Annotated in this window: 18 protein-coding genes and 1 riboswitch; of the genes, 11 read left to right on the top strand and 7 right to left on the bottom strand. The window is 69.8% G+C overall.

The annotated features are described in order from the left end of the window. The first annotated feature begins 62 nt into the window (after nucleotides 1-62). Both LC041_RS07390 and LC041_RS07385 read left to right on the top strand, forming a co-directional pair. Nucleotides 63-533, top strand: coding sequence for a PaaI family thioesterase (locus LC041_RS07390; protein WP_226532458.1), 471 nt, complete (start codon nucleotides 63-65; stop codon nucleotides 531-533). A 43-nt stretch (nucleotides 534-576) separates the two neighbouring features. After that, nucleotides 577-1,806 carry an APC family permease gene (locus tag LC041_RS07385; protein WP_226532457.1) on the top strand — a complete coding sequence of 410 codons (1,230 nt, stop codon included), beginning with the start codon at nucleotides 577-579 and terminating at the stop codon, nucleotides 1,804-1,806. A gap of 2 nt (nucleotides 1,807-1,808) precedes the next feature. Here LC041_RS07385 and LC041_RS07380 read toward each other — a convergent pair whose 3' ends face one another. After that, nucleotides 1,809-2,603 carry an AraC family transcriptional regulator gene (locus LC041_RS07380; RefSeq protein ID WP_226532456.1) on the bottom strand — a complete coding sequence of 265 codons (795 nt, stop codon included), beginning with the start codon at nucleotides 2,601-2,603 and terminating at the stop codon, nucleotides 1,809-1,811. Between the two features lie 87 nt (nucleotides 2,604-2,690). On the opposite strand from LC041_RS07380, the gene LC041_RS07375 reads away from it, so the two are divergent. Further along, nucleotides 2,691-3,230 carry a VOC family protein gene (locus LC041_RS07375; RefSeq protein ID WP_226532455.1) on the top strand — a complete coding sequence of 180 codons (540 nt, stop codon included), beginning with the start codon at nucleotides 2,691-2,693 and terminating at the stop codon, nucleotides 3,228-3,230. On the opposite strand, the gene LC041_RS07370 is transcribed toward LC041_RS07375, so the two are convergent. The 4 genes from LC041_RS07370 to nhaA form a co-directional block, all read right to left on the bottom strand. Continuing rightward, a complete protein-coding gene (locus LC041_RS07370; RefSeq protein WP_226532454.1) occupies nucleotides 3,202-4,008 on the bottom strand; it encodes an SGNH/GDSL hydrolase family protein in 807 nt (268 codons plus the stop codon). The genes LC041_RS07375 and LC041_RS07370 overlap by 29 nt on opposite strands. A gap of 69 nt (nucleotides 4,009-4,077) precedes the next feature. After that, on the bottom strand, nucleotides 4,078-5,328 hold the full coding sequence (gene hisS / locus LC041_RS07365; protein WP_226532598.1) for a histidine--tRNA ligase: 1,251 nt from the start codon (nucleotides 5,326-5,328) through the stop codon (nucleotides 4,078-4,080). 72 nt (nucleotides 5,329-5,400) lie between these two features. After that, nucleotides 5,401-6,069 (bottom strand): MazG family protein, encoded by a 669-nt coding sequence (locus LC041_RS07360; protein ID WP_226532453.1) that lies wholly within the window; start codon nucleotides 6,067-6,069, stop codon nucleotides 5,401-5,403. Nucleotides 6,070-6,106: 37 nt separating this feature from the next. Beyond that, nucleotides 6,107-7,276, bottom strand: a complete 1,170-nt coding sequence (gene nhaA / locus LC041_RS07355; RefSeq protein ID WP_226532452.1) for a Na+/H+ antiporter NhaA — start codon at nucleotides 7,274-7,276, stop codon at nucleotides 6,107-6,109. A gap of 119 nt (nucleotides 7,277-7,395) precedes the next feature. Here nhaA and LC041_RS07350 point away from each other — a divergent pair, with 119 nt between their 5' ends. Then, nucleotides 7,396-10,089, top strand: a complete 2,694-nt coding sequence (locus LC041_RS07350) for a phosphoenolpyruvate carboxylase (protein ID WP_226532451.1) — start codon at nucleotides 7,396-7,398, stop codon at nucleotides 10,087-10,089. Between the two features lie 131 nt (nucleotides 10,090-10,220). Then, nucleotides 10,221-11,591 carry an NADP-specific glutamate dehydrogenase gene (gene gdhA / locus LC041_RS07345; protein ID WP_226532450.1) on the top strand — a complete coding sequence of 457 codons (1,371 nt, stop codon included), beginning with the start codon at nucleotides 10,221-10,223 and terminating at the stop codon, nucleotides 11,589-11,591. Between the two features lie 75 nt (nucleotides 11,592-11,666). On the opposite strand, the gene LC041_RS07340 is transcribed toward gdhA, so the two are convergent. Next, nucleotides 11,667-12,263: a gamma carbonic anhydrase family protein gene (locus LC041_RS07340; RefSeq protein WP_226532449.1), complete on the bottom strand. Its 597-nt coding sequence runs from the start codon at nucleotides 12,261-12,263 to the stop codon at nucleotides 11,667-11,669. 35 nt (nucleotides 12,264-12,298) lie between these two features. Continuing rightward, nucleotides 12,299-15,874: a transcription-repair coupling factor gene (gene mfd / locus LC041_RS07335; protein WP_226532448.1), complete on the bottom strand. Its 3,576-nt coding sequence runs from the start codon at nucleotides 15,872-15,874 to the stop codon at nucleotides 12,299-12,301. 76 nt (nucleotides 15,875-15,950) lie between these two features. On the opposite strand from mfd, the gene LC041_RS07330 reads away from it, so the two are divergent. The 6 genes from LC041_RS07330 (at nucleotide 15,951) to ribH (ending at nucleotide 21,122) form a co-directional block, all read left to right on the top strand. Next, nucleotides 15,951-16,514 (top strand): GNAT family N-acetyltransferase, encoded by a 564-nt coding sequence (locus LC041_RS07330; protein WP_226532447.1) that lies wholly within the window; start codon nucleotides 15,951-15,953, stop codon nucleotides 16,512-16,514. 48 nt (nucleotides 16,515-16,562) lie between these two features. Continuing rightward, a complete protein-coding gene (locus LC041_RS07325) occupies nucleotides 16,563-17,426 on the top strand; it encodes an Fpg/Nei family DNA glycosylase (protein ID WP_226532446.1) in 864 nt (287 codons plus the stop codon). 80 nt (nucleotides 17,427-17,506) lie between these two features. Beyond that, nucleotides 17,507-17,651, top strand: a riboswitch (FMN riboswitch). A 63-nt stretch (nucleotides 17,652-17,714) separates the two neighbouring features. Beyond that, complete coding sequence (ribD, locus tag LC041_RS07320; protein WP_226532445.1) at nucleotides 17,715-18,758, top strand: bifunctional diaminohydroxyphosphoribosylaminopyrimidine deaminase/5-amino-6-(5-phosphoribosylamino)uracil reductase RibD; 1,044 nt, start codon at nucleotides 17,715-17,717, stop codon at nucleotides 18,756-18,758. Continuing rightward, nucleotides 18,758-19,387, top strand: coding sequence for a riboflavin synthase (locus LC041_RS07315; RefSeq protein WP_226532444.1), 630 nt, complete (start codon nucleotides 18,758-18,760; stop codon nucleotides 19,385-19,387). Before ribD ends, LC041_RS07315 begins: the two co-directional genes overlap by 1 nt. Next, the gene (ribA, locus tag LC041_RS07310; protein WP_226532443.1) at nucleotides 19,384-20,652 is read left to right on the top strand and encodes a GTP cyclohydrolase II; all 1,269 of its coding nucleotides are present in this window, start codon (nucleotides 19,384-19,386) and stop codon (nucleotides 20,650-20,652) included. Before LC041_RS07315 ends, ribA begins: the two co-directional genes overlap by 4 nt. Beyond that, nucleotides 20,649-21,122, top strand: coding sequence for a 6,7-dimethyl-8-ribityllumazine synthase (ribH, locus tag LC041_RS07305; protein ID WP_226532442.1), 474 nt, complete (start codon nucleotides 20,649-20,651; stop codon nucleotides 21,120-21,122). Before ribA ends, ribH begins: the two co-directional genes overlap by 4 nt. The last annotated feature ends 104 nt before the right edge of the window (nucleotides 21,123-21,226 follow it).

Raw genomic sequence — 21,226 nt, 5'->3', positions numbered from 1 at the left:
ATAACTGTCACAACCCTCCACACGTCTTTGTCTCTCTCGGCGACATCCTCCACACTGACCTCATGCGCATCACTCCCCGCCGACTCGCGATCGGCATGAGCCTGTGGATCCCCAATCTCTTCAGCGGCATCCGCATTCGCCGCTTCAGCGAAGACTGGACGCACGCCACCGTCGAACTGCACGTCAACGTCTTCACCCGCAACTACGTCAAGACCGCGTTCGGCGGCTCGATGTCGGCGATGACCGATCCCTACTTCTTCATGCTGGTGATGCACCAGCTCGGCCGCGACCACGTCGTGTGGGACACGCGTGGCGAGATCGAGTTCCTCAAGCCGGGACGAGGCGTGCTCACGGCCGAGTTCGAGGTGTCGAAGGAGAGGGTCGAGGAGATCCGCGAACGCGCACGCGGCGGAGCCAAGGTGCTCGAGTGGTTCGAGACGGTGATCACCGATCGCGAGGGAGACGTCGTCGCGAAGGTGCGCCGCGAAGTCTACATCCGCGAGAAGAAGCGGGTCACCGCCGCACGGAGCTGACCGCCGTCACCCGCCGTTCACCGCCGCATGCCACGATGACGGGATGCCCCTCGCTCGTCGCCTGACGCTCGCGGACGCCGTCGCCATCGGCCTCGGCTCCATGATCGGCGCCGGCGTGTTCGCGGTGTGGGCACCGGCGATCGGCGTTGCCGGAAGCGGAGTCTTCGTCGCGCTCGCCATCGCCGCCGTCGTCGCGTACTGCAACGCCACGTCCTCAGCGCAGCTCGCCGCGGTCCATCCTGTCGCGGGCGGAACCTACGCCTATGCGCGCGCGGAGATCGGTCCCTGGTGGGGCTTCGTCGCCGGCTGGAGCTTCGTGATCGGCAAGATCGCCAGCTGCGCCGCCATGGCGATGACCTTCGCCGCCTACGCCGCCCCCGAAGGTTGGACCGTTCCGGTGGCGGTCGCCGCGGTGGCCGCTCTCGCCATCGTGAACTGCTTCGGTGTCACGCGCACCGCGCTGCTGACGCGCGTGCTGGTCGTCTGCTCACTCCTCGGCATCGCCGTCGCGGTCGGGTTCGGGTTCGGTGTCGGCGCGACCACCGACGCGACTCCTCTCCCCGACGCCACGGCCTACGGCGTGTTGCAGGGGGCCGGACTGCTGTTCTTCGCCTTCGCCGGCTACGCCCGCATCGCGACGATGGGCGAAGAGGTGGTCGACCCCGCGCGCACCATTCCGCGTGCCATCGTCGTCGCGCTGGGCGGCGCCGTCGTCGTCTACCTGCTCGTGGCGGTCGTGGTGGTCCTCGTGCTCGGCGCCGACGTGGCGGACTCGACTGCACCTCTCGTTGATGTCCTCGTGGCCGTCGGGTGGCCCGCCCTCGCGCCGGTCGTGCGCGTGGCTGCGGCGGCCGCCTCCCTCGGAGCGCTCCTTGCGCTGCTGACCGGAATCGGACGGACCACGCTGGCCATGGCACGCGAGAGCGACGTGCCGAGGTTCCTGGCGAAGATCGATGAGCGTCATCAGGTGCCGCAGCGCGCGGAGATCGTGATCGCGATCGCCGTGATCACGATCGTCCTCATCGCTGATCTCCGCGACGCCATCGGGTTCTCATCGTTCGGGGTGCTCCTGTACTACCTCATCGCGAATGCGGCTGCCTTCCGGCAGACAGGAAGCGCTCGCCGCTACCCCCGCGCGCTGCAGGTTCTCGGGGCACTCGGCTGTCTCCTGCTGGTGAACACGCTTCCGGTGGTCGCCTCCCTCCTCGGAGCAGCGGTGGTACTCCTCGGGGTCGCCTATCGGCTGGTACGTCTCCGCGTCTTCCGATCCTGATCTCAGAGGTTCGACTCGGCGCGGTACACCCGGGGTGCGATGCCCAGGATCGACTGGAAGTCGCGGGTGAGATGGGCATGATCGGAATAGCCGAGGTCAGCGGCGATCGAGGCGAGGTCGACGCCCGGCTCGTCCCGGACACGCTGCGCCGCCTCCTGCAGACGTCGTCGCCGGATTATCGCCGCCGGCGAGATGCCCACATGACGATGCGTCATCCGCTGCAGGGTCCGCACCGAGACGGCCAGGCGCGTCGCAGCCTCCTCCGGCGTGAGCACTGCTGGATCGCCCATCAGCACATCCACCAGCGCGTTCGCCTGCCGGGCCGTCTCGCTGACGGACCCCACGCGCGCCGCGAGCCACTGCGCGAAGACCTCCGCCGCGCGTTCCCGGCGCCCCTCGCCAGAGCCCATCGCGGCCACCACGTCGTGGCGGAGCTCAGCCACCGCGGTCTCGGGTGCGGTCAGTGCGCGCTCGCCGTCGATCAGCACAGCCGGGTCTTCGATCAGCGCGGCCACCGCGGCGGGGCGCAGCAGGGCACCGACCGCCCAGCCTCGCCCTCGCAGGTCGCGGTGGGAGACGCGGGTCGTGACACCGGACAGCGTCACGGCATCGGCATCCACGACGAGGTTGAGCGCGGGGTAGGCCACCATCTCTTGCCGCGATGAGCGCCCGGCAGCGATGTCCCACTCCGGGATCCAGAACCACGCGACCAACTCCGCGACCTCCGCCGGCGCGGGCAGCCGATGGAACTCCGGGAGCCGCGCCGGATAGAGCACGCCACGAGTCGGATTCACCATGGGGCCAGGGTAGGCGCTGCCACCGACGCGCGGAGGTTGTCGCGGATCTTCAAGCCGTGGTCCGCCCGCGCGACGTACCGTGGCGACATGAGCGACGACACCTCCACGACAGCCGCCCCGACCACCGGTGCCACCGGCGCCCACACCACCGACGGCCGCCCGCACGGGGCCACCTCCCTCACCCCGTTCCTGGCGATCCGAGGCGCGAAGCAGGCGATCGACTTCTATCGCGACGTGTTCGGCGCGCGGGTCGTCGACGTCACCGAGTTCGGCGGCGTCGTCGTGCACGCCGACCTCGACTTCGGGCTGGGCCGTCTCCAGCTGGGCGAACCGAATCCGGAGTACCACCTCGTCCGCGCGCCCGAAGGCGATGACGACTGCTACTCGATGGGTCTCTATGTCTCCGACGTCGACACCGTCGTCGAGAAGGCCGTGGCCGCCGGAGCCACCGTGCGCGAAGCACCCGCACTCTTCGTCTCCGGCGATCGGTTCGCCAGCATCCGCGATCCGTTCGGCGTGCGCTGGTCGGTCATGACTCGCGTCGAGGACATCTCCGAGGAAGAGAGCAGCCGACGGGTCGCGGAATGGGCGGCATCGTTCAGCGAGGCGCCCGCCGACGCGAGCTGAGCGATCGCTCCGCCGCCCGGCACACGGCGGGTGTCAGCGCTTCCGCCGTGCGGCGGTAGCCCAAGGCGCTCGGGTGGAACCGGTCCAGGCTGAACATCCTCTCCGGCTCGTCGAAGAACATCGGCCCCACTGCGCGGCGGAGATCCACCGGTTCCGCGCCCGCCCGTCGCGCCGTCGCCCCCTGGATCTCTGCGAGACGACGCGACAGGCTCGAGGCGATCCGACGGAGGGGTTGCGGCACCGGGCGCAACGCGCCGAGGTCGGGGCAGGTGCCCACCACGACTCCGACCCCACTCGCACTCAACCGGCGGATCGTCTCCTGCAGACACTGCGCCGACAGGGCCACGGGCAGCCGATGCGTCACATCGTTGCCGCCCACCACGATCACCGCGACGTGCGGACGGTATCCGGCGGGGAGCGCATCGAGCTGAGCCGACAGGTCAGGCGACTCCGCCCCGACCACCGCCGCCGTGCGCAGGCGCACCGGTCGGTGCATCCGGCGCCCGGTCGCCCTCGCCAGACGCCCGCCGAGGGTCTCCTTGCGGCGCTCGGCCCCGAGTCCCGCGGCGATGGAGTCGCCGAGCAGCAGCAGATCGAGTGGTTCGCCGTCGAGGGCGCCACGCCAGACGCGGTCCGCATCGATGGATTCCTCCCCCAGCGGCTTGCCGATGCGCTTCCGCGCGAGCGCCGCCTGCTGCACGAGCATCACCCGGAGGGAGGCTCCGACCGCCACGACGAGCAGCGCCACGAGCATCAAGGAACGAAAACGGCCGCTCATGTCCCGATTCGATCCGATCGGCGTGAACGCGGCGTGAACGGTCTGCGCCCACTCTCAGGCCCGACGGCGTCAGGAGAGCGGCTTGACCTCCAGATCGCGCCTGCCTGCCGTGACCGTCGCGAACGCCGTGTAGCCATCGGCCGCCGACCGCTCGAGCAGCGCCTTGAGGTTCTTCGTCCGTCGCTCCAGCCGCACGCGGGCACCCTCGGCGATCAGCGCGGCCTTGTGCCGGACCAGCTCGTCCACCGGGACATCCGGGTCGTGGATCAGCACCACAGCCCGCGCCTCGGCGTCTGCTTCGTCGGCGACCAGCTCGACGAGACGCTCGAAGCCGAGCGAGAACCCGACCGCCGGAACCTGCTGACCCAGGAACCGTCCGATCATGCCGTCGTAGCGTCCGCCACCGCCGAGCGAGTAGCCGACGGAGGGGTGCGCGAGCTCGAAGATCGTGCCCGTGTAGTACCCCATGCCGCGCACGAGGAACGGGTCGAACACGAGCGGGATGTCGGACTGCCCGCGCCCCGCCGCGACCGCCTCGCCGATGCCGACCAGGTGTTCGACGAGCTCGACGGGCACCCCCTCGGGCAGCGCCTTGCGGATCTGCCGTTCCCCGAAGGCGTGGTACTCCATCGTCTGAGGACGCCGCAGGAACGCCTCGAACGCATCGGCCGCTGCGGGCGAGGCGCTGCGCTCGCGCAGCTCCGCGGCGACCCCCTCCGGTCCGATCTTGTCGAGCTTGTCGATCGTGATGAGCACTCCGGGGCGCTCCTCGGACGAGAACCCGAAACTGTCGAGCATCCAGTCCAGCACCCGACGGTCGTTGATCCGCACGGTCGCAGCGTCGAGCCCGAGCGCGTCGACGGCGTCGAGGGAGGCGACCATCAGCTCCGCCTCGGCCCGCGAGGAGTCGTCACCCATGATGTCGATGTCGCACTGGACGAACTGACGATAGCGCCCCTTCTGCGGCCGCTCGGCACGCCAGACCGATCCGATCTGGATCGACCGGAAGACGGTGGGGAGCTGGCCGCGGTTGCTCGCGTAGAAGCGTGCGAGCGGCACGGTCAGGTCGTAGCGGAGACCGAGGTCCGAGAGCGCCGCCGGGTCTTCGGCCGCGGCGCGGATCGCGTCGGCGTCGAGGCCACGACGAAGGATGTTGTACGAGAGCTTCTCGTTGTCGCCGCCGATCCCGGCATGGAGACGGTCGTAGTCTTCGACGACGGGCGTCTCGATCTCGTCGAAGCCGTGCGCGAGGTAGCGCTCGCGGATGACGGAGAGCACGCGCTCACGGCGGGCCTTGTCGGCGGGGAGGATGTCGCGCATGCCGCGCGGCGGGTTCACAGTAGCCACGGCTCCATCTTCCCAGGTCGACCCCGGGTCGATGCGCCCGCACGATCAGGATGCCGCTTCGGCCGCTCGCACGTCGTCTTCGAGTACACGCAGCCGGTCGCGCAGGGCGCGCTCCGCATCCCATCCTGCGGTGCGGGAGATCGCCACCAGCGCGAGCAGCGCCTCACCGAGCTCGGCCTCCGACGTCGGAGCGTCGATCTTCTCGCGCGGTTCGACTGCCACTTCCACCTCGGCGGCGCGACCTACCAGCTTCTGGGCGAGGGCGAGGGCCGGCATCCCCCGCGGCACGCCGTCGAGCACGCTGCGACGGGTGCGCTTCTCCGCAGCCTTCGCCGCGTTCCAATGCACGAGCACCTGCTCCGGGGTCTCGGCGACCTCATCGGCGAAGACGTGCGGATGCCGGCGCACCATCTTCTCGGTGAGAGTGCGAGCCACGTCGTCGATGTCGAACGGGTCATCGGGGTCCTGCGCGGCGATCGCCGCGTGGAACAGCACCTGCCAGAGCAGATCTCCCAGTTCTTCACGCAGATCGTCCCGGGTGCCCGTCTCCACCGCATCGATCACCTCGTGCGACTCCTCGATCAGGTACGGCACGAGGTCGTGGTGTGTGATGCGCTGCGACCAGACGCAGCGCGCGCGCACCTCCCGCATGGTCTCCGCGGCGGCACGGAGCGGATCGGCCGCTGCGTCGCCGAGCTCAGGATACGAGCTCATGCGTCCTCCTTCGATCAGAGCGGAACAGGCTCCGCGCTCAGGACGAGGCGGATGCGGTGCGACGGTACCAGCGCGCTCGCAGCGACACGATGAGTCCCGACAGCACAAGAGCGATCAACGACCCGACGAGCACACCGAGGATCGCCTGGTCCCGGATGCCGCGATCGTCGGCGAAGGCGAGATTCGCCAGGAGCAGCGACACGGTGAATCCGATGCCGCCGAGGGCACCGGCGGCGAGGATGTCGGCGAACGGGAGCGCCGGGTCAGAGCCCTTCGGGCGGATGTGCATCGCGATCCAGCCGAACAACGAGATCCCGATGATCTTGCCGACGGGCAGCGCGACGACGATTCCCCAGAAGGCGGGAGAGAGCTGCGTGGGCGAGAGCGCGGGGATCACGACGAAGGCGGCGACGAAAGCGAAGATCGGGAGGATCACGCCGTTCACGGTCGGCTCGAGCGCGTGACGGGTGCGGGCGGCCGGAACCGGAGCCATGACGAGCCCCAGCAGCACACCGGCGATCGTGGCGTGGATGCCCGATGAGGCGACGAGACCCCAGGTCACGACGCCGACCACGACCATCGCGACCGCGATCAGCGGGTGGCCCTTCGCGTGCAGGAAGCGGCTGAGCACCCAGAACACGGCGACGCCCACGACCGCCAGGCCCAGCAGGAGCCACTGCACATCGCCGGCGAAGAGGACCGCGATGAAGATGATGCCGATGATGTCGTCCAGGATCGCGAGCGCGAGGAGGAAGACGCGCACGCGCGACGGCAGGCCCCGCCCGAACATCGCCAGCACACCGAGGGCGAAGGCGATGTCGGTCGCAGTGGGGATGGGCCAGCCGGAAGAGGTCGAGCCGTCTCCCCCGGCGATGAGCAGGTACACCGCGATCGGCACCAGGACACCACCGGTCGCCGCGATCGCGGGTTGCACGGCCTTGCGCGGCGAATCGAGCTCGCCGTGGGTGAGCTCGTGGCGCAGTTCGATGGCGACCACGAGGAAGAAGACCGCGAGGAGTCCGTCCGACACCCAGTGCTCGATCGACAGGTCGAGGTCCGTGCCGGGGACGGCGAGGTGGAACTCGAGGAACGCGGCCAACGGATCGTGCGTCGGCAGGTTGGCGAGCAGCAAGCCGAGACCGGCCGCGAGAAGGAGGAGAACGGCGGGGAACTGCTGCCCGCGGAGGGGGTTCGCTGAGATGCGCATCGATCCCATCGTATGGTCCCGGCGGTCCCCGCGCTCCGGCTCCTCCCCGGCCCGGGCCCCGCGGTCACGCGTCCGTCATGCGTGCGGAACACCCTCGGTGTGCGGGATACTCTCGAAGTGTGACCCCCGCACACTCCTTCTCCGAACCCACGAACACCGAGGCGATCCGCGTGATCGGCCGCTTCGAAGCCGGCCGCGGCATCCCCGATGCCATGCGCACCGACGTCAGGATGCTCGGGCAGCTGCTCGGGCAGGTACTGCGCGAGGCCGGCGGCGACGGGCTCTTCGAAGACGTCGAAAGACTCCGGCTCGCCACGATCCAGGCCTACGACCAGGAGACCTCCGACGCGTTCGAGCGCGCCGCGGCGATCGCCGAGTCGTTCACCGTCGCCCGCGCCGACGAGGTCGCGCGTGCGTTCACCTGCTACTTCCATCTGGTCAACCTCGCCGAGGAGCACCAGCGCGTGCGCGTGCTGCGCGAGCGCGCAGGGCAGCCGGGGCGCGAGGATGCCGCGGACACCGTGGCGACCGCCTACGCGCGACTGCGGACCGAGGTCGGCGACGACGAGGCACGCCGGCGCCTGGAGGGCCTTCGCTTCCACCCGGTCTTCACCGCGCACCCGACCGAAGCCCGTCGTCGCGCGGTCTCATCGAGCATCCGCCGCCTGTCCGACCTCCTCACGCAGCACGATGCGGCGAGCGAAGGCGGCGCCGAGGAGCACCGCGCCCGCCGTCGGATGCTGGAGGAGATCGACACGCTCTGGCGCACGGCGCCGCTGCGATCGCAGAAGCCGTCTCCGACCGACGAGGTCCGCACCGTGATGGGCGTGTTCGACGAGACGCTCTTCACGACGGTGCCGCACGTCTACCGCCGCATCGATGACGCCCTCCGCGGCGAGGAGTCCGGCGCCAGCGCCCCTGTCGTTCCCGCCTTCGTGCGGATCGGCTCCTGGGTGGGCGGCGACCGGGACGGCAACCCGTTCGTCACAGCCTCCGTGACCCGTGAGGCCTCGCAGATCGCCGCCGACCATGTGCTGCGCGGTCTCGAGCGCGCGCTCGAACGGATCGGCCGGGCGCTCACCCTCTCCGCGGACGACACCCCGCCGAGCGCCGACGTCACAGCACTGTGGGACCGGTTCGCCGCGAGTGATCCCGACCTGGCCGCCGAGCTCGCGACCCGCTCACCGGACGAGCCCCACCGTCGCGTCCTGCTGGTGATGGCGCGCCGCATCGCCGCCACGCGTCAGGGCGACGGTGCACGGGCATACTCCCGCCCCGAGGAGCTGCTCGCCGATCTGCGGGCAGTGCAGTCGTCGCTCGCGGACGCCGGCGCACAGCGTCACGCGTTCGGCGGCGTGCAGCACCTGATCTGGCAGGTCGAGACGTACGGTTTCCACCTGACCGAGCTCGAGGTGCGTCAGCACTCGCAGGTGCACGCCAAGGCACTGGCCGAGCTCGACGCCGGTGAGGCTCTCAGCGCCCAGACCGAGGAGGTGCTGGAGGTCTTCCGCGCGATCGCCGACATCCAGAACGATCGCGGTCTCCGTGCCGCAGGCCGCTATGTCGTCTCCTTCACCCAGGCCGCCTCCGACCTCGCCAACGTGCATCGCCTCGCACGATACGCACTGGGTGACGACGCGCCGGTCCTCGATGTGGTCCCGCTGTTCGAGACCTTCGCCGACCTGCAGGCGGCGCCGGGCATCCTCGCCGAAGCCGTGACGTTCCCGGAGTTCCGCGATCGCATGGCGGCCACGGACAACCGTCTCGAGGTCATGCTCGGCTACTCGGACTCGTCCAAGGACGTCGGTCCCGTCGCTGCGAACCTGGCTCTGTACGAGGCGCAGGAGAAGATCGCGCGCTGGGCCCAGGAGTCCGGCATCGCCCTGACGCTCTTCCACGGTCGCGGCGGCGCCCTCGGACGCGGCGGAGGACCCGCGAACTCCGCGATCCTCGCTCAGCCACCGCACTCCGTGGACGGCCGGTTCAAGCTCACCGAGCAGGGCGAGGTCATCTTCGCCCGCTACGGCGAGCCCGCCATCGCCATGCGGCACATCGACCAGGTCGCCGCCGCGACGCTGCTGGCTTCGTCGCCCACGGAGGAAGCGCGCACCAGCCGCGCCGCCGAGCGCTACGCCGACGTCGCCTCGGTCATGGATGCGGCCTCGCGGGAGCGCTTCTTCTCACTCGTGAAGGCCGAGGGCTTCGCCCCGTGGTTCGCCACGGTGACGCCGCTGGAGGAGATCGGCCTCCTCGCTCTCGGGTCCCGCCCCGCACGCCGCGGGCTCTCGGTCGAGTCGTTGGAGGACCTGCGGGCGATCCCGTGGGTGTTCGCGTGGACGCAGGCGCGCATCAACCTCGCCGGCTGGTTCGGGCTCGGTACCGCACTGGATGCCGTCGGCGACGAGGAACTCCTGGCCGAGGCCTACCGGGAATGGCCGCTGCTGCGCACGATGATCGACAACGTCGCGATGAGCCTGGCCAAGACGGACGAGCGCATCGCCCGCCAGTACTTGGCTCTCGGCGACCGCGACGACCTCGCCCAGCTCGTCCTCGATGAGCTGGCGACCACGAGGCGCTGGGTGATCCGGCTCACCGGCGGTGAGAGCCTCCTGGAGAACAAGCCGGTCCTCCAGCGCGCCGTGCAGCTGCGCAGTCCCTACGTGGATGCGCTCTCCCTCCTGCAGCTGCGTGCGCTGCGCGCGCTGCGCTCGGCGGGCGAGGAGCCCACGGGCTCCGGAGCCGATGCCGAACAGCAGCGGCTGCTCCTGCTCTCGGTGAGTGGAGTCGCCGCAGGCCTGCAGAACACCGGGTGATCGGCGCCAACCCGCCGCGTGCTTCGCGCGTGCTGGACCGACGCTAGAGTGAAATCTCGCGCCGGATCCGGCGAAGCCTCACGCGACACGATCGCCTGCACCATCATCCCCCACCAGAAAGTCCCTTCCGCGTGACCGCTACGACTCCCGTCGACTTCCATCCGCTCACCCCCGCCGTGCAGCCCGTCTTCGACACGGTTCTCACGCGCAGTCCGCACGAGCCGGAGTTCCAGCAGGCCGTCCATGAGGTGCTGCACTCGATCGCGCCGGTCCTGGAACAGCACCCGGAGTACGTCGAGGGCGGCATCCTGGAGCGGCTCGTCGAGCCCGAGCGTCAGATCCTCTTCCGCGTGCCGTGGGTCGACGATTCCGGGAAGCTGCAGGTCAACCGTGGCTATCGCGTCCAGTTCTCGTCGGTGCTCGGCCCGTACAAGGGCGGGCTCCGCTTCCACCCCTCGGTGAACCTGTCGATCATCAAGTTCCTCGGCTTCGAGCAGATCTTCAAGAACGCGCTCACCGGTCAGGGAATCGGTGGCGGCAAGGGCGGATCCGACTTCGACCCGCACGGCAAGTCCGACGCCGAGGTCATGCGCTTCTGCCAGTCGTTCATGAACGAGCTCTACCGTCACCTCGGCGAGCACACCGACGTTCCCGCCGGCGACATCGGAGTGGGCGGCCGCGAGATCGGCTACCTGTTCGGCCAGTACCGCAAGGTCACCAACCGCCACGAGTCGGGCATGTTCACCGGCAAGGGCACCGGTTGGGGCGGCGCGGAGGTGCGCACCGAGGCGACCGGCTACGGCGCGGTGTTCTTCGCCGAGGAGATGCTCGCCGTCCACAACGATTCCCTCGCTGGAAAACGCGTGGGCGTCTCGGGCTCCGGCAACGTCGCCATCTACGCGATCCAGAAGGCCACACAGCTCGGCGCGACGCCGGTGACCGCGTCCGATTCCTCCGGCTACGTCGTCGACGACGCCGGCATCGACGTCGACCTCCTCCGTCAGCTCAAGGAGGTCGAGCGCGCCCGCATCGTCGAGTACGCCAACCGCCGCCCGAGCGCCCGCTTTGTCGAAGGCGGCAGCGTCTGGGAGGTCCCGGTCGACATCGCAGTGCCGTCAGCCACCCAGAACGAGCTCGGACTGGCCGATGCCGAGGCTCTGATCGCCAACGGCGTGCGCGTGGTCTCCGAGGGCGCGAACATGCCCTGCGTGCCCGATGCCGTGGAGGCGTTCCAGCAGGCGGGCGTGCTGTTCGCCCCCGGGAAGGCCGCCAACGCGGGCGGGGTCGCGACCTCGGCCCTCGAGATGAGCCAGAACGCCTCGCGCCAGCGCTGGAGCTTCGGAGACAGCGAGAACAAGCTGCGCGAGATCATGGCCGACATCCACGATGCGGCTTTCGACGCCGCGGAGCGTCACGGCGTCGCGGGTGACTACGTCGCGGGTGCCAACATCGCGGGCTTCGAGCGCGTTGCCGCCGCGATGCTCGCCCAGGGCGTCATCTGACCCCTTCGAATCGCGCAAACGGTCCTATCCCGGCCGGATACACGACAGTTTGCGCGATTCGAAGGGCGCGACAGGTCAGACCTCGCTGTCACCAGCGTGCCGCGCGAGTGACGTGCCGTAGCGCTCGGTGAGCTGCACCATCAGGTCGGGGGTATCCCGGTCGACCCCGAAGACGTGCCCCGGGAAGTCGAGGTCGGGCTGGGCCGCCGCGATGTCCTCCCCCCGGTCCGGCGAGAAGAGCTGCACGGGATCGCCGACGGCCACCCAGCCGATCGGAACCACCGTGCCTTCGGGCAGGACGGCGCGGCGGAGGACGATCGCGTTGACGCGGACCTCGCAGCGCGACCCCACCAGCGAACCGTTGAACAGCCGCGACCCCGATGCGAGGAACGTCTCCTCGCCCACGGTCGCGCCCGCGATGCTCGACAGCGTGCCGATCAGTGTGTGCGAGCCGATGTGCACCGCGTTCGCGGCGGTCGCCCGGATGAGCGCGTTCTCCATCACGATCACGTGCTCGCCGAGCGTGATCGCTCCCCCTTCGGCCGTGATCACGGCGCCGTGCAGCACCTGGCAGCCCGGCCCGATCTCGACGTCGCCGGAGATGACGGCGGTGGGGGCGATGACGGCGGTGTCATGGATGCGGGGCCGAGCCCCGAGGTGCTCGTACAACATGCGGCCAGACTAGTACCGCCCGCGGTCGCCGTGCGCTACTCGGCCGCGACCGGCTCGGGGAAGATCGCAGTGAACAGCTGACCGACCCACTCGAGCAGTTGCGGATCGGGCAGCGGCTCGAGACCGACGCCGACCGCAGCGGGAACCATGGGCATCGGCACGACCAGCGCCTCTCCCCCGGCCACGAGCTTCGCCTTCGGGTACAGCCGCTGCAACCGCACCTTGATCGAGTCTTCGAGCCGCGCGGGCGCGATACGCAGGTTCGAGCCCATGACGACCACATCCGTGAGCCCGGCGCGCGCGGCCCGGCGGCGCAGACGCGATACCGCGACCAGGCCCTCGACTTCCTCCGGTGGTGTGCCGTAGCGGTCGACGAGCTCCTCGATCACGAGGTCGATCGCCTCCTCCTTCGCCGTCGCAGCCGAAGCGGCCGAGAGCTTCTGATACGCCTCGAGGCGCAGGCGCTCGCTGTCGATGTAGTGCTCGGGGATGCGCGCGTCGAGAGGCAGCTCCAGCCGCAGCTCCTGTCCGGTCTCGACCTCGTCCCCACGGAAGGTCGCCACGGCCTCGCCGATCATGCGTAGGTACAGATCGAATCCGACACCGGCGATGTGTCCGGCCTGCTCGGCGCCGAGGAGGTTGCCCGCCCCCCGCAGCTCGAGGTCCTTCAGCGCGACCTGCATGCCGGATCCGAGGTCGTTGTTGACCGCGATCGTCTGCAGCCGGTCTGCCGCGGTCTCGGAGAGAGGCTTGGTGTCGTCGTAGAGGAAGTACGCGTACGCGCGCTCACGCCCTCGTCCGACACGACCCCGAAGCTGATGCAGCTGGCTGAGTCCGTACTTGTCGGCGCGGTCGATGATGATCGTGTTCGCATTGGCGATGTCGAGGCCGGTCTCGATGATGGTCGTCGAGACGAGGACGTCGAACTTGCGCTCCCAGAAGTCATCGACGACCTGTTCCAGCTGGTGCTCGCCCATCTGTCCATGAGCGACGGCGATGCGGGCCTCCGGGACGAGCTCCGCGAGCTCGCTCGCCACGCGCTGGATGGACTGCACGCGGTTGTGCACGAAGAAGATCTGTCCTTCGCGCAGGATCTCGCGTCGGATCGCGGCGGCCATCTGCTTGTCGCTGCGAGGGCCGACGAACGAGAGGATCGGGTGACGGTCCTCGGGCGGAGTCGCCAGCGTCGACATCTCGCGGATGCCCGTGACCGCCATCTCGAGGGTGCGCGGGATCGGGGTGGCGCTCATGGCGAGGATATCGACGTTGGTCTTCAGCTTCTTCAGCGAGTCCTTGTGCTCGACTCCGAACCGCTGCTCCTCGTCGATGATCATGAGACCGAGGTCCTTGAACATCACCTGGTCGGTGAGGATGCGGTGGGTGCCGATCACCATGTCGACCGAGCCTTCCAGCAACCCCTGGAGGGTCAGCCGCGCCTCCTTGTCGGTCTGGAAGCGCGACAGCGGGCGCACCTTGACCGGGAAGCCGGCGAAGCGCTCGGTGAAGGTCTCGAGGTGCTGCTTCACGAGGAGCGTGGTGGGCACGAGCATGGCGACCTGCTTGCCGTCCTGGATCGCCTTGAACGCGGCACGGACAGCGACCTCGGTCTTCCCGAAGCCGACATCGCCCGAGAGCAGCCTGTCCATCGGGATCGGCCGCTCCATGTCTGCCTTGATCTCGTCGATGGTCTGCAACTGGTCCTGCGTCTCAGCGAACGGAAAAGCCTCCTCCAGCTCACGCTGCCAGGGCGTGTCCGGGCCGAAGGCGTGCCCCTTGGCACTCATGCGCGCGGAGTAGAGCTTCACGAGCTCGACGGCGATGTCGCGGACCGCCTTGCGCGCCTTGCCCTTGGCCTGCGACCAGTCGCTGCCGCCCATCTTCGAGAGCGTGGGGGCCTCACCGCCGACGTACTTCGAGAGCAGGTCGAGCTGATCCGTCGGAACGAAGAGCTTGTCGCCCGGGTACCCGCGCTTGGAGGGTGCGTACTCGAGGACCAGGTAGTCGCGCGTCGACTTGGCGGCGTTGCGTCCGCCGGTGGACACCTCCCGTTTCGTCATCTCCACGAACCGGCCGATGCCGTGCGTCGCATGCACGACGAAGTCGCCCTGCTTGAGCTGGAGCGGATCGACGACGTTCTTGCGGCGGGAGGCGAGCTTCTTGACGACGCGCTGGTCCCCGCCGATCGTACGACCGTAGAACTCGTTGTCGGTGAGGACCGCGAGCTTCGCCTCTTCGATCTGGAAGCCCGCTTCGATCGACCCGGTGACGAGCGTCGCGACACCGGGCTCCGGCGCCTCGTCGAGCGCCTCGAGCACGCGAGCCGCCAGTCCCCGGTCTGCGAGGACGTCGCGTGCACGATCGACCAGGCCGTGACCGGCGGCGATCACGACCACGCGCCACCCGTCGGTCACCTTCGCCTCGACGAAGGAAATGGCCCCGTCGACGTTGCCATGGAAGGAGGGGATGACGGCGGCGCCGAGGTTGGTCGCCTCGGCATCGCCCTCGCCGAGGCCTGCACCGAACGGGCTGAGCCGCCACCACACGCCGCCGCGGTCGCGCACGACCTCCCGGAGCTCGGCGATGGTCAGGAAGTCGCCCGCCCCCAGGTCGATGGGAGCGGAGGCCCCGGAGGTGGCCGCGCTCCACGCGGCATCCAGGAACTCGCGGTTCGTGTCGCCCAGGGTGATCGCGCGTGCGCTCGCGCGCTCGGGATCGATGACCGCCGTCGCGCTCCCGGCCGGCAGGTACTCTGCCAGCGACTTCAACGGTCCGGCGACGGCGGGGAGCAGTGACTCCATGCCTTCGACCGGAATGCCCTCGGCCATCTTCTCGAGCATGCCGGAGATCGCCGGGAAGCCGCCGACGAGCGCGCGGGCGCGTTCGCGGACCTCTGTCGTCAGCAGCAGTTCCCGGGTGGGAGGAAGGTCGACGCTCGTGACTTCGCCCGGCAGCGAGCGCTGGTCGGCCACCGAGAACGCGCGGATCTGATCGATCTCGTCGCCGAAGAACTCCACCCGGTAGGGGTGCTCGGAGGTCGGCGGGAACACGTCGAGGATGCCGCCGCGCACCGCGAACTCTCCTCGCCGCGACACCATGTCGACGCGCGAATACGCCCGCTCGACCAGCTGCTCCACGACACGGTCGAGTTCGTGACCACGACCGCCGACCAGGAGCTCGAGCGGCGCGATCTCGCCGAGGTTTCCCGCGATCGGCTGGAGCGCTGCCCGGACGGAGGCGACCACGATCAACGGGTGATCCCCAGACCACTCGGCGATCCGGCGGAGCGTCTGGAGGCGCTGGCCCACCGTGTCGGGGCTCGGGCTGAGCCGCTCGTGCGGGAGCGTCTCCCAGGCGGGGAACGTGAGGACGTCGGCGTCTGGCATGTAGGCGTGCATCGCCAGTGCCAGGCTCTCCGCCCTCCGACCGGTGGGCACGACCGCGAGAAGAGCGGCCGGATGTCCCGCCGCGGTACGTCGGGCCAGCAGCCCGGCCAGGGTCGGCGCGTCGAGTCCGTCGACCAGGCCGAGGTCGGCGTCGGTGCGCGCCCAACTGAGGGCGTCGCGGTACAGAGACGCCTCTTCCAAGGCGCGCAGAATCCCCGGAACAGTCACCGGATAAGACTAGTCGCGCCCAGGGACACTCCCGCCGCCGTCCGCCGGCGAGCGCTCGCCTGCGTAGGCTGTCGGGATGGAATCCGTCGTGCTCACCACCGAACGTCTCGTCCTTCATGTTCCGACGGATGCCGACGTCGATGCGATCACCGAGGCGTGTCAGGACCCCGAGCTCCCCCGCTGGACCACGGTGCCGAGCCCGTACTCCCGCGAAGATGCGGAGGCCTTCGTGCGTCTGGTGACCGAGCACTGGAACGCGGGAACGGAGGCCGTGTGGGGCGTCTACGCGGACGGCGCCCTCGTCGGCATGATCGGTCTCCACAACATGGGCGACCACTTCACGGGCGCGACCGCCGAGCTCGGCTACTGGGTCGAGACCTCCGCGCGCGGCAAGGGGTATCTCGTCGAGGCGGCCCACGCCGTGATCGACTGGGGCTTCGCCGACCTCGGCCTCGCCCGCATCCGCTGGCAGGCCGTGGTGGGGAACGTCCCTTCCGCACGGGCCGCGCGCGCTCTCGGCTTCCGCTACGAAGGTCTGCAGCGCCAGGCGCTGACCAGCCAGCGCGGCCGTGACGACGGGTGGATCGCGGGGCTGCTGCCCGACGACGACCGCGCCCCGGTGGACTGGCCGGTGCTCTGAGGCGCCCTACCGGGTGACAGTGTCGGCGGCCGGTGACAGGATGAACGCATGCCGGAGATGCCGGAAGTCCAGGGTCTGACCACCTTTCTCGACGAGCGCGCCGTGGGGCGGACGATCACGCGGGCGACCGTGGCCGCCATCGCCGCGCTCAAGACCTACGACCCGCCGGTCACCGCCGTGCAGGGTCGGGCGATCACGGCGTCCGCTCGTCACGGCAAGTTCGTGGTGCTCTCCTGCGGCGACGATCTGCACCTCGTCTTCCACCTCGCGAAGGCGGGGTGGCTCCGGTGGTACGACGCGCTGCCGACCACGCTCCTCAAGCCGGGCAAGTCCCCCATCGCGCTGCGCATCGCACTCGACGACGGCAGCGGCTTCGATCTCACGGAGGCCGGAACGAAGAAGTCACTCGCCGTCTACGTGGTCCGTGATCCGCGAGAGGTTCCCGGCATCGCGCGGCTCGGGCCCGATCCTCTCGACCCCGCATTCACCAGGGAGACCTTCGCCGGGCTGCTGGAGGATCGGCGGATGCAGATCAAGGGACTGCTGCGCGACCAAGCGGTGATCGCGGGCATCGGCAATGCGTACTCCGACGAGATCCTGCACGCGGCGCGCATGTCACCGTATGCGATCGCGGGAAAGCTGGACGACGCCGAGATCGACCGCCTGTTCGCCGCTCTGCGCGCGACGCTGACCGAGGCGATCGCCGAAGCCTCCGGCAAGCCGCCGGCCGATCTGAAAGACGCCAAGCGCCGCGGGATGCAGGTGCACGCCCGTCGAGGAGAGGCGTGCCCGGTGTGCGGAGACACCGTACGCAGCGTGTTCTTCGCCGACCGCTCGCTCGAGTACTGCCCCACCTGCCAGACCGGTGGCAAGGTGCTCGCCGACCGGCGGCTGTCGCGGCTACTCAAGTGACGTCGAGCGCGAGCGGCGGGTGAGAAGTCCCCGTCGTGGAATGAAATGCGCGCAGACGCGTTGAGTACACTCAGAACAACAACGTGCTCCGGGGTCGGTGAGAATCCGAACCGGCGGTGACAGTCCGCGAGCGTCTCGAGAGATCGGGATGCCGATCCGGTGGAACTCCGGGACCGACGGTGATGCGAGGGAGACCTCGCTAGTCCGGAAGGGAGGCAGCACGAGACGCATCCGTGCGTCCGTTCCGCCATCCCCGCCTGACCTCGGAGCCTCAGAGGAGGACGACGGATGGCAGTGAACGCGGCAGAGCACGACGCGATGGTTCGCGCGCTCGACCTCGCCGCCCGCGGACCGCGCGGGGCGAACCCCCAGGTGGGTGCGGTCATCCTCTCCCCCGACGGCGCGGTGCTCGCCGAGGGATGGCACCACGGCGCCGGCACCCCGCACGCCGAGGTCGACGCGCTCTCGAAGCTCGACCCCCTCGAGGCCCGCGGGGCCACCGCGGTCGTCACCCTGGAACCCTGCAACCACACCGGCCGCACCGGCCCGTGCGCCGTTGCGCTGATCGAGGCGGGCATCGCCCGCGTCGTCTACGCGCTCGATGACCCGGGAGCTGCCTCGGGCGGAGGAGCAGATCGCCTGCGCGCGGCCGGGATCGACGTCGAGGCGGGCGAACAGGCGGAGGCCGCCCACGCCATCATCGACGGATGGCTCACGGCGCAGCGGCTCGGCCGCCCGCACGTCACGGTCAAGTGGGCGCAGAGCCTGGACGGGCGCGCCGCTGCGGACGACGGCTCGAGCAGATGGATCACGGGTGCGGCCGCGCGTACCGACGTGCACCGACGTCGCGCGGAAGCCGACGCCATCGCCGTCGGCACCGGCACCGTGCTCGCCGACGACCCCGCTCTCACGGCCCGCGACGGCGACGCCCTGCTGCCGCACCAGCCGGTCCCGGTGGTCATCGGCGCGCGGGCCACTCCGGCCGATGCCGCGCTGCGTCGGCACCCCCGGACGCCGCTGTTCCTCGACACCCACGACCTGCGCGCGGTCATGACAGAGCTGCACTCCCGAGGTGTGCAGAGCCTGTTCGTCGAAGGCGGTCCGACCCTCGCCAGCGCTTTCATCGCGGCAGGGTTCGCCGACCGTGTCCTCGCCTACGTCGCGCCCGTGCTGCTCGGCGGCCGACGACTCGCGCTGACCGACATCGGGGTCGGATCCATCGCCGAGGCCCGGCGCCTCGTGATCGACGAGTGGGTGCCGCTCGGGGACGATCTCCTCGCGATCGCGCACCCCGTGGAAGACACCGACCTGCAACCTGAAGGAGCCGCCTGATGTTCACCGGAATCATCGAGGAGATGGGCGAGATCACGGCGATCGCACCGTCCGGAGACGGCTGGCGCCTGACCGTGCGCGCGCCCCGTGCCGCCGCGGATGCGGTGCACGGCGAGTCGATCGCGGTCTCGGGAGTGTGCCTGACCGTGGTCGGCTCGACGGCCGACGCGTTCGACACCGACGTGATGAAGCAGACGCTCGATGTCTCGGCGATCGGGTCGGTGACGGTCGGCACCCGGGTGAACATCGAGAAGGCCATGCCCGTCGGCGCGCGGCTCGGCGGTCACATCGTGCAAGGCCATGTCGACGGCACCGGCGACGTGCTCGAAGTGCGACCGGGGGCCGAGTGGAGCGTGCTGCGCATCAGCCTCCCCACCGACCTCGCCCCGCTGGTCGTCGACAAGGGGTCGATCTCGGTCGACGGCACCTCGCTGACGGTGAGCGCCGTCAGCGCTCCTGCCGCCCCCTCCCCCTGGTTCGAGATCTCGCTGATCCCGGAGACCCTGACCGCGACGACCCTGGGCCTGCGCGCCGTCGGCGACCGCGTGAACCTGGAGACCGACGTCCTCGCCCGGCACGTCGAGCGCCTGCTCGCGTTCCGCGCCGCACCGGAAGGAGGCTCGCGATGAGCCTTTCCACGATCGCCGAGGCCCTGGATGCGCTGCGCGCCGGCCGCCCCGTCCTCGTCGCCGACGACGAGAATCGCGAGAACGAAGGGGATGTCATCCTCTCTGCGGAGCTCGCGACCCCGGAATGGGTGGCCTGGACCGTGCGCTGGTCGTCCGGATTCATCTGTGCTCCGATGCCTGCCGATCTCGCCGATCATCTGAATCTGCCGCCGATGGTGGCCGCCAGCGAGGACGCCCGCTCGACGGCCTACACCGTGAGCGTCGACGCCGCCCAGGGCGTGACCACCGGCATCAGCGCGCACGACCGGGCGCACACCCTGAACGTGCTGTCCGATCCGGACTCGACGGCGACCAGCATCATCCGCCCGGGACATGTCCTCCCGCTCCGCGCCGTGGACGGCGGCGTGCGCGAGCGCAGCGGTCACACCGAGGCCGCTGTCGAGCTGATGAAGCTGGCGGGACTGCGCCCCGTCGGTGCGATCGCCGAGGTCGTCGCGGAAGACGGCAGCATGATGCGTCTGCCGGGCCTGATCGAGCTCGGCGCTCGTGACGGAGTGCCGGTGATCACGATCGAGCAGCTCATCGAGCACCTCAACGAGATCGACCCCGAGGGCGCGACGCCCGGCGCGCACCGCGGTCGCCGCGTGAGCCTGCGCGCCGATGCCACGGTGCCGACGACCCACGGCAGCTTCCGGTTCCTTGCTTACAAGGACCGCATCACCGGCACCGACCACATCGCGGTCGTGTCCGGTGAGCTCGGCGAGACCGCGCTCGTGCGGGTGCACTCGGAGTGCCTGACAGGTGAGGCCTTCGGATCGCTGAAGTGCGAGTGCGGTCCGCAGCTCGACTCCGCCCTCGATGCGATCGAGAAGGAGAGCGGCGTCGTCATCTACATGCGTGGGCACGAGGGACGCGGGATCGGGCTCATCAACAAGCTGCGCGCGTACAGTCTTCAAGAAGAGGGGCTCGACACGGTCGATGCCAACCTCGCGCTGGGCCTGCCCGCCGACGCCCGTGACTACGCCGCAGCCGCCGGGATCCTCGCCGACCTGGGAGTGTCGAAGGTGCGTCTGTTGACGAACAACACCGACAAGGTCGCGCAGCTGCGCGAACTCGGCCTCGACGTCGTCGAACAGGTGCCGCTGATCGTCGGCGTCGGCCCCAACAACCACCAGTACCTGGAGACCAAGCGTGACCGGATGGGTCACATCATCGGCGAAGCGGAGCTCGCAGAAGCTCTCGCCAAGGGAGAGGATGAGAAATGAGCGGCGCTGGAGCACCCGAGACCGGTGACATCGACGGGCGTGGACTGAACGTCGTCATCGTCGCCGGCACCTGGCACGAGACGATCTCGAACGGCCTGATCGCCGGCGCCGAGCGCGTGCTGGACGCCGCACAGGCCACGCACCGACTGGTGCGGGTGCCCGGATCCTTCGAGCTCGCCATCGCTGCGCAGGCTGCCTTCGCGGGTGGCGCAGACGCGGTCGTCGCGCTCGGAGTCATCATCCGCGGCGGAACCCCGCACTTCGAGTACGTGTCGGCCGCGACCACCGACGGCCTCACCCGCGTCGCGCTCGACGCCGGCAAGCCGGTGGGATTCGGGGTGCTGACCCTCGACGACGAACAGCAGGGGGTGGACCGCGCGGGCCTTGCGGGATCCAAGGAGGACAAGGGCGCCGAAGCGGCCGACGCCGCCCTGCGCACCGCCCTCGTGACACGCGAGCTGCGCGGCTGAGGCAGCTGTCACGCCCGTCGGGAGAATGCCCGGGCGGAGGGCGGGACTGCCGTTTTCTCCCGACATCCGTGAATCCTCCCGACAGGTGTACACGGGCGCACGCG

The sequence above is a fragment of the Microbacterium paraoxydans genome (assembly GCF_020524545.1).
Classification (GTDB): Bacteria; Actinomycetota; Actinomycetes; order Actinomycetales; family Microbacteriaceae; genus Microbacterium; species Microbacterium paraoxydans_C.
This window is presented reverse-complemented; position numbering and strand designations above follow the sequence as displayed.

Bases quoted from the DNA above. Each gene is read 5' to 3' on its own strand.
- LC041_RS07390 (WP_226532458.1), top strand. From the start codon at position 63: ATGCGCATCACTCCCCGCCGACTCGCGATCGGCATGAGCCTGTGGATC.
- LC041_RS07385 (WP_226532457.1), top strand. From the start codon at position 577: ATGCCCCTCGCTCGTCGCCTGACGCTCGCGGACGCCGTCGCCATCGGC.
- LC041_RS07380 (WP_226532456.1), bottom strand. From the start codon at position 2,603: ATGGTGAATCCGACTCGTGGCGTGCTCTATCCGGCGCGGCTCCCGGAG.
- LC041_RS07375 (WP_226532455.1), top strand. From the start codon at position 2,691: ATGAGCGACGACACCTCCACGACAGCCGCCCCGACCACCGGTGCCACC.
- LC041_RS07370 (WP_226532454.1), bottom strand. From the start codon at position 4,008: ATGAGCGGCCGTTTTCGTTCCTTGATGCTCGTGGCGCTGCTCGTCGTG.
- hisS (WP_226532598.1), bottom strand. From the start codon at position 5,328: ATGCGCGACATCCTCCCCGCCGACAAGGCCCGCCGTGAGCGCGTGCTC.
- LC041_RS07360 (WP_226532453.1), bottom strand. From the start codon at position 6,069: ATGAGCTCGTATCCTGAGCTCGGCGACGCAGCGGCCGATCCGCTCCGT.
- nhaA (WP_226532452.1), bottom strand. From the start codon at position 7,276: ATGCGCATCTCAGCGAACCCCCTCCGCGGGCAGCAGTTCCCCGCCGTT.
- LC041_RS07340 (WP_226532449.1), bottom strand. From the start codon at position 12,263: ATGTTGTACGAGCACCTCGGGGCTCGGCCCCGCATCCATGACACCGCC.
- LC041_RS07330 (WP_226532447.1), top strand. From the start codon at position 15,951: ATGGAATCCGTCGTGCTCACCACCGAACGTCTCGTCCTTCATGTTCCG.
- LC041_RS07325 (WP_226532446.1), top strand. From the start codon at position 16,563: ATGCCGGAGATGCCGGAAGTCCAGGGTCTGACCACCTTTCTCGACGAG.
- ribD (WP_226532445.1), top strand. From the start codon at position 17,715: ATGGCAGTGAACGCGGCAGAGCACGACGCGATGGTTCGCGCGCTCGAC.
- LC041_RS07315 (WP_226532444.1), top strand. From the start codon at position 18,758: ATGTTCACCGGAATCATCGAGGAGATGGGCGAGATCACGGCGATCGCA.
- ribA (WP_226532443.1), top strand. From the start codon at position 19,384: ATGAGCCTTTCCACGATCGCCGAGGCCCTGGATGCGCTGCGCGCCGGC.
- ribH (WP_226532442.1), top strand. From the start codon at position 20,649: ATGAGCGGCGCTGGAGCACCCGAGACCGGTGACATCGACGGGCGTGGA.